Annotated in this window: 13 protein-coding genes and 1 tRNA gene; 9 read left to right on the top strand and 5 right to left on the bottom strand. The window is 62.4% G+C overall.

The window, feature by feature from the left end; translation table 11 throughout:
- On the top strand, nt 1-557 hold a 557-nt coding region (locus tag EN935_RS10590), incomplete at its 5' end, for a YncE family protein (protein ID WP_164771075.1).
- A 370-nt stretch (nt 558-927) separates the two neighbouring features.
- On the opposite strand, the gene EN935_RS42755 is transcribed toward EN935_RS10590, so the two are convergent.
- Nucleotides 928-1059, bottom strand: coding sequence for a hypothetical protein (locus tag EN935_RS42755; protein ID WP_281040327.1), 132 nt, complete (start codon nt 1057-1059; stop codon nt 928-930).
- Nucleotides 1060-1179: 120 nt separating this feature from the next.
- Nucleotides 1180-1264 (bottom strand) — tRNA-Leu (locus tag EN935_RS10585).
- A 275-nt stretch (nt 1265-1539) separates the two neighbouring features.
- On the opposite strand from EN935_RS10585, the gene EN935_RS10580 reads away from it, so the two are divergent.
- Both EN935_RS10580 and EN935_RS10575 read left to right on the top strand, forming a co-directional pair.
- The gene (locus EN935_RS10580) at nt 1540-2127 is read left to right on the top strand and encodes a YqaA family protein (RefSeq protein WP_109658597.1); all 588 of its coding nucleotides are present in this window, start codon (nt 1540-1542) and stop codon (nt 2125-2127) included.
- A gap of 35 nt (nt 2128-2162) precedes the next feature.
- Nucleotides 2163-2681: a disulfide bond formation protein B gene (locus EN935_RS10575; RefSeq protein ID WP_109658596.1), complete on the top strand. Its 519-nt coding sequence runs from the start codon at nt 2163-2165 to the stop codon at nt 2679-2681.
- Between the two features lie 219 nt (nt 2682-2900).
- Here the strand turns inward: EN935_RS10575 and EN935_RS10570 are convergent, their stop codons facing one another.
- Both EN935_RS10570 and EN935_RS10565 read right to left on the bottom strand, forming a co-directional pair.
- Nucleotides 2901-3458, bottom strand: a complete 558-nt coding sequence (locus EN935_RS10570; RefSeq protein ID WP_006328497.1) for an HNH endonuclease — start codon at nt 3456-3458, stop codon at nt 2901-2903.
- 128 nt (nt 3459-3586) lie between these two features.
- Nucleotides 3587-4228 carry a DNA-3-methyladenine glycosylase gene (locus EN935_RS10565; protein WP_109661086.1) on the bottom strand — a complete coding sequence of 214 codons (642 nt, stop codon included), beginning with the start codon at nt 4226-4228 and terminating at the stop codon, nt 3587-3589.
- Between the two features lie 73 nt (nt 4229-4301).
- On the opposite strand from EN935_RS10565, the gene gluQRS reads away from it, so the two are divergent.
- Entirely contained in the window at nt 4302-5177 is an 876-nt protein-coding gene (gene gluQRS, locus EN935_RS10560) for a tRNA glutamyl-Q(34) synthetase GluQRS (protein ID WP_127263915.1), read from the top strand.
- Nucleotides 5178-5326: 149 nt separating this feature from the next.
- Entirely contained in the window at nt 5327-6223 is an 897-nt protein-coding gene (locus tag EN935_RS10555; protein ID WP_126070654.1) for a DMT family transporter, read from the top strand.
- A 92-nt stretch (nt 6224-6315) separates the two neighbouring features.
- On the opposite strand, the gene EN935_RS10550 is transcribed toward EN935_RS10555, so the two are convergent.
- On the bottom strand, nt 6316-7164 hold the full coding sequence (locus EN935_RS10550) for a YihY/virulence factor BrkB family protein (protein ID WP_206438751.1): 849 nt from the start codon (nt 7162-7164) through the stop codon (nt 6316-6318).
- A gap of 58 nt (nt 7165-7222) precedes the next feature.
- Here EN935_RS10550 and EN935_RS10545 point away from each other — a divergent pair, with 58 nt between their 5' ends.
- The 4 genes from EN935_RS10545 to EN935_RS10530 are packed head-to-tail and all read left to right on the top strand — an operon-like array spanning nt 7223 to nt 9740.
- On the top strand, nt 7223-8089 hold the full coding sequence (locus EN935_RS10545; RefSeq protein ID WP_109658593.1) for an SDR family oxidoreductase: 867 nt from the start codon (nt 7223-7225) through the stop codon (nt 8087-8089).
- A 23-nt stretch (nt 8090-8112) separates the two neighbouring features.
- Nucleotides 8113-8304, top strand: coding sequence for a twin transmembrane helix small protein (locus EN935_RS10540; RefSeq protein WP_027038149.1), 192 nt, complete (start codon nt 8113-8115; stop codon nt 8302-8304).
- A 25-nt stretch (nt 8305-8329) separates the two neighbouring features.
- Entirely contained in the window at nt 8330-8911 is a 582-nt protein-coding gene (locus EN935_RS10535) for a cob(I)yrinic acid a,c-diamide adenosyltransferase (RefSeq protein WP_126070657.1), read from the top strand.
- A 28-nt stretch (nt 8912-8939) separates the two neighbouring features.
- Nucleotides 8940-9740 (top strand): rhomboid family intramembrane serine protease, encoded by an 801-nt coding sequence (locus tag EN935_RS10530; protein ID WP_127263912.1) that lies wholly within the window; start codon nt 8940-8942, stop codon nt 9738-9740.
- Nucleotides 9741-10030: the final 290 nt, after the last annotated feature.

Here is a 10030-nt window from a genome sequence, read left to right as displayed (position 1 = left end):
CTGGCAGCCTCTTGAAGGTGGACCTGAAAAATCAAAAAGTGCTCGGCCGCCTTGCCCTGTCGAAGATGGGCATGCCGCAAGACGTCAGGCTTTCCCCCGACGGCAAGGTCTTTTATGTCGCTGACATGATGAACGACGGGGTGTTCCTGATTGACGGAGACAGCTTTTCCGAGATTGGTTTCATCGCCACCGGTATCGGAACGCACGGATTTGTCGTGAGCCGTGACGGGACAAAGCTCTACGTTTCAAATCGCGGCTCGCACAAGATGGAGCAAGGCCGCGCACACGGGCCGGGCAGCGTGACCGTCATCGATTTCGCCACCCGTTCGGTCGTCGGCCAATGGCTCATCCCTGGTGGCGGCAGCCCCGACATGGGAAATGTCAGCGCCGACGGCAAGCAATTGTGGCTGTCTGGTCGCTTTGACAGCGAGGTCTACATGATTGACACGACCTCGGGCGCTGTCACGAAGATCCCGGTTGGCGTTGAGCCTCACGGCCTGACGGTCTGGCCGCAGCCAGGCAGATACTCGCAAGGCCATACCGGCAACATGCGGTGAGCATCGGTAAAATTGGTGCCCCTTCGACGGCTCTGAATCGAACTGTCAACAGTCCTCCTTCGTCTAACGAGCTTCGAATGGCTTTGCCACCCGAAGCTCGAAGAGCGAAGGGTGGTGCCCCTAGCCGGGGTACTGGGGTTGGATCGAACCAGCGCTTAGACCGAACAATCGCTCAGCAATAACAAGACCTTACAGGATATTATCTCCCGAGGCCCGATAGTCTCGATGTACCTCAGTAGGTATCAGGCGCTATACCTCAGCATCAAGCCGTCCCACTTAACTCCGATGCAACCAAGGCGTGTTAGCCGTGGTGAATGGAACGGGTAGGCGCTTATAGGGGAACACCTCTTTGACCGGAAGCAGTCGGCACTCACCAATCATCAAGGGCATTCTCATCGCAGAGACGCTGATTGGTGGTATTGCCGTGGCCGCCTCCCTTTGGACTGGGAAAGGCATCACTGCAATCTATGACAAAGGCATCTTTCTCATAGATCGGATCCACCACCCGCTCCTTTATTGGGGTTGGTTGATCGCAGTAATGGTCGGTCTTGTGGCGTATCCGCTCTGGTGTCTCCACAGGGGGCCACCGAAGTATTAAGAGTGGCCTGCTCCAGCGAATCAATGGTGCCCCTAGCCGGAATCGAACCAGCACTCCTTGCGGAACTCGATTTTGAGTCGAGCGCGTCTACCAATTCCGCCATAGGGGCTCAGGCCGGGCGGCCTGGATGGCGCGGGACTATACGGTTGGAGGCCTGTTCGTCAACTGGCCAATTCTCCGGCGCCCTCAAGATGCGACCAAACTGCGCCTTTCGATTTCGTGACGGGGCTGCCATTGTGCAGCGCGGAAAATCTTTCTAGACAGGCGGCGCATCGAAGTGCTGCACGTCTGAAGGGACGATAGCGCGCTTTGGGTCTGGTTTTTGTGCACGCCGTTGTCCCGAAAACGCTGCGCACCTTTGGGTGACATGCATTAGGAGTGCCGATGCTTCGCGGACTTTACGACTGGACCTTGTCGCTGGCGGCCCGCAAATCCGCCGAATGGTGGCTGGCCTTCATCGCTTTCGTCGAAAGCTCGGTGTTCCTGGTGCCGGCCGACGTGCTGTTTTTGCCGATGGCGCTGTCGCGGCCGGATCGCGCCTACCGCTACGCGCTGATCGCCACGGTCGCCTCGGTGCTGGGTGGCATCGCCGGCTGGTTCATCGGCCACTACGCCTATGACGCGGTGGCGAGGCCGATCCTCGAATTCTACGGCAAATATGACGAATTCGAAGCGCTGCGCACCTCTTCGGGCGTCGGCTTCATCATCCTGATGCTGATCACCTCGGGCGCTGCTCATCTGCCGCCGATCAAGGTGGTGACGATCCTGTCCGGGGTTATCGGCGTCAATCTGGCGCTGTTCATCGTGCTGGCGATCGTGGCGCGCGGCGCCCGCTTCCTGCTACTCGCCTGGCTGCTGCGCCGCTATGGCGAGCCGATCCGCGAATTCATCGAAAAGCGCCTTGGCCTGATCGCCGGCGGCGCGGCGGCTGCCCTGATTTTGCTCTATATCGTCGTCAAATACGCGTTCTGAACACAGCCTTCGCAAGCCGGACGGAGCCGATCGAAATGACCGCGACCATGAATGCCGACACCGGACGCCAGCGGACGCGCACGGCCTTGTTCCTCGCCGTCGCCATGGCCGCCACCGTCGGCTCGGCGCTCGGCTTCCAGTATCTCGGCGGCTACATCCCCTGCCACCTCTGCCTGGAACAGCGCACACCCTACTACATCGGCGTGCCGCTGATGGTGCTGGCGGTGATTGCCTCGATGCTGCACGCACCTAGCTGGCTGACGCGCGGCCTGCTGGCCGTCGGCGGCCTCTTGATGCTCTACGGCCTCTATCTCGGCGTCTACCACTCCGGCGTCGAATGGCAGTGGTGGGCCGGCCCGACCGATTGCACCGCGGGCGCCGGACCGGTCGACACCGGCGGCAAGGGCGTGCTCGACGCGCTCGACAAATTCGTGCCGCCATCCTGCGACAAGGCCGCACTGCGCATCCTCGGCCTGTCGCTGGCCGGCTGGAACGCCATCGCCAGCCTTGTCTTGGCCGCTATCGCCTTCCGCGGCGCCCTCACCCGAGACTGAGTCACCAAGACTGAGCCGACGCGAGATCGTTCAAAGAATTCGGCAGGCTGAGTCGTAAGGAGTGATTGTCGAGAACCGAAGCGGAGCGGACATCCAGCATGTCCCGGAAAAGTGGTTCCGGTTTTCCGATAAGGACATGCGGCAAAGCAAAGTATCCGTGAACATCGGAAGCGCAGACAGTCGCTGCAGACGGCCAGCCTCCCGAATTCTCGGACGATCTCAGGGTTCGAGTTCGACATCCCAGTAGAGATAATCCATCCAGCTCTCATGCAGATGGTTGGGCGGGAACAGGCGACCGTTGTTGTGCAGATCGTGCACTGTCGGCTGGAAAGGCTTCTGCAGCGGCCACATCTTGGCATGCGCAGGCATCATGCCGCCCTTCCTCAAATTGCAGGGCGAGCAGGCGGCAACGACATTCTCCCATGTCGTCGCGCCGCCGCGGTGGCGGGGAATGACGTGATCGAAGGTCAGATCCTCCGGCGTGCCGCAGTACTGGCACTGGAAGCGGTCGCGCAGGAAGACGTTGAAGCGGGTGAAGGCCGGATGCCTGGACGGCTTCACATAGGCCTTCAGGCTGACCACGCTCGGCAGCTTCATCGAGAAGGTCGGCGAGGAGACGGCGTGCTCGTATTCGGCGACGATGTTCACCCGGTCGAGGAACACCGCCTTGATGGCATCCTGCCACGACCAGAGCGACAGGGGGTAATAGCTGAGCGGACGGTAATCCGCATTCAGCACCAGTGCTGGAAGCCCATCCGGAGATACGGCGACCGTCACGTGTTTACCTCCTTGGTTCTAGACCCGAACGGCGCGGATACTGTAAGCCCGACATGACAGGGATGTGAAGCGGATTGTCGCGCCGCTGAAGCGCCAAAAATACATGATTTTTATGCTTTTTTGCGGATTCAGGCCGGTGGCGCGGCGTCCCGTCCTCTGGTTTCGCGATAATAGGACCAGAAAAGCCGTGATGCGACACCTCGCCACGGGCTCCATGATTCGGCCAATGCGATCAGTGTTTTCTCCGGCGGACGCGGCTCGATGCCGAGCGCGTGGCCGACCGCGCTCTGCAGCGCGACGTCGCGTGCGGGGAAGATGTCGGGGTGTCCGGCGGCAAACAACAGGTACACTTCCGCCGTCCACGGGCCGATGCCGGGCACCGCCGTCATCGCCGTGATCGCCTCCTGGGCATCGAGCGAACAGAGGTGATGAAGGTCGAGGCCGTCGACCACGGCCTGGGCAACAGCGATCAGGCCGCGCTGCTTCGGCCGCGACAGGCCGGCCTCGCGAAACATGTCTTCGCCGGCGGCAAGGATCGCCTGCGGCGTCAGAGGATCGACGAGCTTGGTCAACCGGCCGAAGATGGCATCGGCGCTCGCGCGGGACACCTGCTGTGAAACGACGATCGACGCCAGGCTCCTGAAACCCGGCTCTGAGAGCCGCAGCGGCACCTCGCCGGCCATGCCGCGCACCTTTTCCAGGCGCGGGTCGATCACGCAAAGCGCATCGAGCCCACGGGCAATGTCGTCTGATGTCACGATACGCTGCATGCTTTCTTGTTCCTTGACCGTCGACAAGGTAGCAATTGGCGAAGCGCCGCAAAACATGATTGCCGCCGAAGAGATGACACTCCTGACATTCCGCTTCGCCCCCAGCCCCAACGGCGACCTGCATCTCGGCCACGCTTATTCGGCGCTGCTCAACCAGAAACTGGCGGCACAGACGGACGGCCGCCTGCTGCTGCGCATCGAGGATATCGACACGACGCGCTGCACGCCGCAATTCGAGGCAGGCGTGCTTGCCGATCTGAAATGGCTTGGGCTTGGCTGGGAAGAGCCGTTGCGCCGCCAGTCCGAGCATTTCCCCGAGTATAAGGCGATGCTTGACCGGCTGATCGCGGAAGAACTCGTCTATCCCGCCTTCATGAGCCGTGGCGAGATACGCGCTTTCATCACCGACAGCGAAGGGAACGGACGCGACTGGCCGCGCGATCCCGACGGCGTGCCGCACTACCCCGCAGCCGACAAGGCTCTGCCGGTCAAGGAGCGCAAGCGGCGGATCGCCGAGAACACGCCCTTCGCCTGGCGGCTGGATGTCGAGGCCGCCATGGTGCGTGTCGGCAAGGACCTGTCATGGACCGAATTCGTCGATGAGAGACTTTCTGCGACCCGATCGGTCGAAGCCCGGCCGTGGGACTGGGGCGATGTGATCGTCGCGCGCCGCGACATCCCGACCAGCTACCACCTCGCCGTCGTCATGGACGATGCCCTGCAAGGCGTCAGCCACGTCGTGCGCGGCCAGGATCTGTTTTCCGCCACCGGCGTGCAGCGCCTGCTTCAGGAACTCCTCGGACTGCCGCAGCCTGCCTATTTCCATCATCGCCTCGTCCTCGGGCCGGATGGACGAAAGCTGTCCAAGAGCCTCGGCCACACCGGCCTTGCCGCCTTGCGCCATACCGGCGCATCACCGGACGACGTCAGGCGACTGGTCGGGCTTTGAGCGCGGCGCGGTCAAGGTAACGCATGTCGAACTTGACGCCCGTTGAATTCCGGTGATGCATGGATCAATGGTTTCGTTTTGCGCGCCGGGTTGAAGCGCAGTAGAGCAGCGCCACGGTCAACTCCCTCCAGCGCGGCGGTCTGCGGAACATGCACAGCATCAAGCGGTTCATTCCCGCCACCTTCGTCGTCCTGTGGGCGACCGGCTTCATCGGCGCGCGCTACGCCATGCCATGGGCGGAGCCGTTCACCTTCCTCGCCGCACGGTTCGTCATCGCCGCCATCCTGCTGGCCGTTCTGACGCTTGTGCTGGGCTCGAAGGGAGCCACCCGCGAGGAGGCGTTGCATGCCACCGGCGCCGGAATCCTGATGCACGGCGTCTATCTCGGCGCCGTCTTCTGGGCCATCCACAGGGGCATGCCGGCCGGCTTTTCGGCCCTGATCGTCGGCCTGCAGCCGCTGATCACAGCGGTGCTTGCCGGCAAGTTTCTCGGCGAGGCGATCCTGCCGCGTCACTGGCTTGGTCTTGGCATCGGCCTCATCGGCATCGTCATCGTGCTGTGGCCTAAGCTCGGCGCGCTGGGCGGCGGCGTGACGGCGGCGACACTGACCGCCTCGCTGGTCTCGGTGCTCGGCATGAGCGCCGGCACCATCTGGCAGAAGCGCTTCGCCTCGGGCGGCGACCTCGTCGCGGCGACCATGTGGCAATATGTCGGCGGCGCGGCTTTGATGATCCTGGCCGCGCTGGCCTTCGAGACGCACACGGTCGTCATCAACGGCGAACTGATCTTCGCCATGGCCTGGCTGGTGCTGGTGCTGTCGCTCGGCGCCATCTTCCTGCTGATGGTGATGATCCGCGACGGCGAGATGTCGAAAGTGGCCTCGCTGTTCTACCTGGTGCCTGCGGTGACGGCCCTCATCGCCTGGGCCTTGTTCGACGAGCAGCTCAACGCGCTGCAGATTGTCGGCATGGCGATCACCACATTCGGCGTCGGCCTGGCGACGGCTCGGCCGAACAAGGGAGGAATTGTAGAACTGAGGAATTGAGGAACCCAAGCGACAGCCCGTTCTTCAATTCTTCAATTCTTCAATTCTTCAATTCTTCAATTCTTGATTTCCTCTATCCGCCCAGCACCGACTCATCCGACCCGCGCACGGGCCTCCAGATAGCGGCTGATCGCGGCATTGAGTTCGCCGCCGAGGATGAAGATCGCCGAGACCATGTAGAGGAAGACCACGGCGATCATGATCGAAGCCAGGCCGGCATAGGTCGTCACATAGGACGAGAAGTGGTCGAGATAGGTGGCGAAGATGGTCGAGCCGATAAGCCATGCCGCCAGCGTGAAGATGATGCCCGGCACCAGCGAGACGAAGCGGCGCTTGCCTGCCGGCAGCCAGAAATGGACGGCAAACAATCCGCCGACAATGACCGCCGAGGCGATGACATAACGCCACAGCGTGATTGTGCCCATATAGGGCTTGATCCCGTCAATATGGGCTTCGGCGAGCCGCGCCAGCAGCGGCGCGAACACCAGGAGCACGCTGATCGCCAGGAAACCAGCGGTGGCGATGAGAACGAAGATGATGCTCTGCACCCGGCGGTAGATGATGCCGCGCGTTTCCGAGACGCGATAGGCGCGGTTGAGCGACGTGCGCAGCGCCTCGATGCCGTTCGAGGCAAAATAGGCGGCAAGCACCACGCCGTAGGTCAAAAGATCGGTGCGCCTGACGGTCAGCACATTGAGCACTTCGCGCGCGATCGGCTTGGCGATCTGTTCGGGCCAGGTGTCGAAGACCAAGTGCACGGCCGTGTCGGAGAACGCCTGCGCGCCGAGGAAGCTCGCCAGCGTCGTGGCAAAGATCAGGAACGGGAACAATGCCATCAGCGATGTGATCGCCAGATGGCTGGCCATCGCCCAGCCGTCATCAGTGTTGAAATGGCCAAGCGCGTCGTAGAGGACCCGCTTGAGGGCTACGATCTTCCGCATCAAGAACCGCGCCCTCCAATTGTCTCCACGCCGGGAATATGGGAAGGGATTGCGGCAAATGGCAACCCTTGACGACACCACGAACAGTCCGGCGCAGGAATTGCGCTCGATCATCGTCACCGGCGCATCTTCTGGGATAGGCGCGTACTGCGCCCGTGCGTTGAAGGCTGAAGGCTGGCGGGTGTTCGCGACGGCGCGCAAGCCGCAGGACATCGCCGCGCTCGAAGCCGACGGAATCGAGTCTTTCTATCTCGATTATTGCGAGCCGGACTCCATCGCCGCGCTGGTGACGGCGGTGCTCGACCGCACCGGCGGCCGGCTCGACGCCCTGTTCAACAATGGCGCCTATGCGCAGCCTGGAGCCGTCGAGGATCTGCCCGTTGCAGCGCTCAAGGAGCAGTTCGAGGCGAATTTCTTCGGCTGGCATGACCTGACCAGCCGGCTGGTGCCGGTGATGCGCAGCCAGGGTCACGGCCGCATGGTCCACTGCTCGTCGATCCTCGGCCTGACGCCGGTGCGTTTTCGCGGCGCCTATTCGGCGTCGAAGCACGCTCTGGAGGCCCTTATGCTCTGCCAGCGCCAGGAACTGGCCGGCAGCGGTATCCATGTTTCGTTGATCGAGCCAGGGCCTGTGAAGTCAAAGATAGCCAGCAATGGCCTCACCTGGTTTCTCAGGAATATCGACCACGAGAATTCCGTGCACCGCGTGGACTATGCAGCGCAACTCGAGCGGCTGCGGGCCGGCGGCAGCCAATCGGCCTTGAAGCCAGGGCCGGAAGTGGTTCACGCGGCGCTGCGCCATGCACTTCTGTCGCGGCGCCCGCGCCCGCACTATGTGGTAACAGTGCCGGCCAAAATCGGTGCGGTGCTCAAACGCATCCTGCCCGCATCGATGCTCTACCGCATCCTTGCCAAACGCGCCTGAATCAATCGAACTGGGAACATACCATGGCAACCGTCTTCAACATCCTCGCCATTCTGGTCATGGTCGCCGTGGTGATCGTGCTTGTTCGTGGCCTCATCAACATGATGCGCGGCGGCTCAGGCGTCACCTCGAACAAGCTGATGCAGGCGCGCGTCATGCTACAGGCCGTGGCGCTGGTGCTGATCCTGCTGGCGGTGTATTTCACCCGCAAGTGAGGATATCGGCAGCCGGGGAGGCGAAATGGTCAAGCTCAACAAGATCTATACCCGCACCGGCGATGATGGCACCACGGGTCTCGGCACCGGCGAACGGCGGCTGAAATCCGATCTGCGGGTGGACGCCTACGGCACGGTCGACGAGGCCAATGCCTGCATCGGCATCGCCCGGGTCCACACGGCAGCGACCCATCCGGCGATAGACGCCATGCTTTCCCGCATCCAGAACGATCTCTTCGACCTCGGCGCCGATCTTGCCGTGCCCGACGACGGCAAGCCGCTCGGCTATGAGCCGCTTCGCATCGTCCCCGTGCAGACCGACCGGGTCGAGAAGGACATCGACCTGCTCAACAAGGAGCTTCAGCCGCTCAAATCCTTCGTGCTCAATGGCGGCACGCCGGCAGCGGCGGCACTTCACCTTGCCCGCACCGTGGCGCGGCGAGCCGAACGGCTGATGGTGGCACTGGCCCAGGACCCGCGCGAACACGTCAATCGCGACGGACTGAAATACATCAACCGCGTCTCGGATTTCCTGTTTGTCGCCGCCCGGGCGGTCAATGACAACGGAAACGCCGACGTGCTATGGGTTCCCGGCAAGAACCGCTGATTGTCGAAAGCGGAAGAGGGCCTGGGGCATGTTCATCCCGCTTTACGACACCAACAGGCTGCGGCACATCCGCCTGCAATACGTGACGATCGGACTGATCGTGGTCAACGCCCTGGTCTACCTCGCCACCGCGCTCGGCGGCGAGAGTTTCTCCAATGCAGCCGTGCTTGGTCTCGGCTTCATCCCGTCGGTCGTCCATGACTCCGCCGAGCTTGATCCCCGTTTTATCGTCATCCCCGAAAGCCTGAGCTACCTCACCTATTCCTTCCTGCACGCCGACATCTTCCACCTCGGCGGCAACATGCTGTTCCTGTGGGTGTTCGGCGACAATGTCGAGGATGCGCTGGGCCACATCCGCTACCTCATCTTCTACCTGCTATGCGCCGTCGCCGGAGCCGCCTTCCAGGGCCTTGTCGCCTGGGATTCGCAGGTGCCGCTGATCGGCGCCTCGGGCGCCATCGCCGGCGTGGTCGTCGCCTATCTGATCCTTTATCCCAGGGTGAAGGTCTGGGTGCTGGCCTTTGCCCGCATCCCGCTCCGCATCCCTGCCTTCATCCCGCTCATCCTGTGGGTGCTGTTCCAAGTGGTGATGTTTGCCGCCGGCGGCGAGGACCAGATTTCCTGGGCCTGCCATATCGGCGGCATCATCGCCGGCGCCGTTCTGGTACTTGTCCTGCGCAGCCGCGGCGTGCCGCTGTTTGCCGGCGCTGACGACGATGCCGCGGTCGCCGCTCCCAACCAACCGCAGGCCACTGCTGAACCGGTGGCGCCTGAGCCACCCGCAGCGACGCCGCGTTGGGGGCGCGGAAACGCTTCCAGTTCGGACTGAACCGATTTGAGCGGCTTGCAGCGTATTGACGTGCAGGGTTGCCGCAACTACGGAAACGTCACCGCCGCAGCCTAAGGCGGTCAAAGACCAGAATTTCCATTCGGCCCGAATTTCCACCCGGAATGTCGGCTTTCGACAACTCAGAAAGGGCGCAGGCTGTTATAGCGCGCCCAACTAGCGTGAAGAGGTGACAGGCAAATGAAGATCCTTGTGCCCGTGAAGCGGGTTGTGGATGCGAACGTCAAGGTTCGCGTGAAGGCTGATGGTTCGGCGGTGGAGCTCGCCAACGT

Source organism: Mesorhizobium sp. M7D.F.Ca.US.004.03.1.1 (assembly GCF_003998635.1).
Taxonomy (GTDB): domain Bacteria; phylum Pseudomonadota; class Alphaproteobacteria; order Rhizobiales; family Rhizobiaceae; genus Mesorhizobium; species Mesorhizobium loti.
Note: the sequence above shows the minus strand (reverse complement) of the source record. Positions and strands in the feature narration are given on the sequence as shown.

What these genes read in the sequence shown, in the direction of transcription:
- EN935_RS10575 (WP_109658596.1), top strand. Translation starts at nt 2,163, where the DNA reads ATGACCGCGACCATGAATGCCGACACCGGACGCCAGCGGACGCGCACG.
- EN935_RS10540 (WP_027038149.1), top strand. Translation starts at nt 8,113, where the DNA reads ATGGCAACCGTCTTCAACATCCTCGCCATTCTGGTCATGGTCGCCGTG.
- EN935_RS10555 (WP_126070654.1), top strand. Translation starts at nt 5,327, where the DNA reads ATGCACAGCATCAAGCGGTTCATTCCCGCCACCTTCGTCGTCCTGTGG.
- EN935_RS10530 (WP_127263912.1), top strand. Translation starts at nt 8,940, where the DNA reads ATGTTCATCCCGCTTTACGACACCAACAGGCTGCGGCACATCCGCCTG.
- EN935_RS10580 (WP_109658597.1), top strand. Translation starts at nt 1,540, where the DNA reads ATGCTTCGCGGACTTTACGACTGGACCTTGTCGCTGGCGGCCCGCAAA.
- gluQRS (WP_127263915.1), top strand. Translation starts at nt 4,302, where the DNA reads ATGACACTCCTGACATTCCGCTTCGCCCCCAGCCCCAACGGCGACCTG.
- EN935_RS10535 (WP_126070657.1), top strand. Translation starts at nt 8,330, where the DNA reads ATGGTCAAGCTCAACAAGATCTATACCCGCACCGGCGATGATGGCACC.
- EN935_RS10545 (WP_109658593.1), top strand. Translation starts at nt 7,223, where the DNA reads ATGGCAACCCTTGACGACACCACGAACAGTCCGGCGCAGGAATTGCGC.
- EN935_RS10565 (WP_109661086.1), bottom strand. Translation starts at nt 4,228, where the DNA reads ATGCAGCGTATCGTGACATCAGACGACATTGCCCGTGGGCTCGATGCG.
- EN935_RS10550 (WP_206438751.1), bottom strand. Translation starts at nt 7,164, where the DNA reads ATGCGGAAGATCGTAGCCCTCAAGCGGGTCCTCTACGACGCGCTTGGC.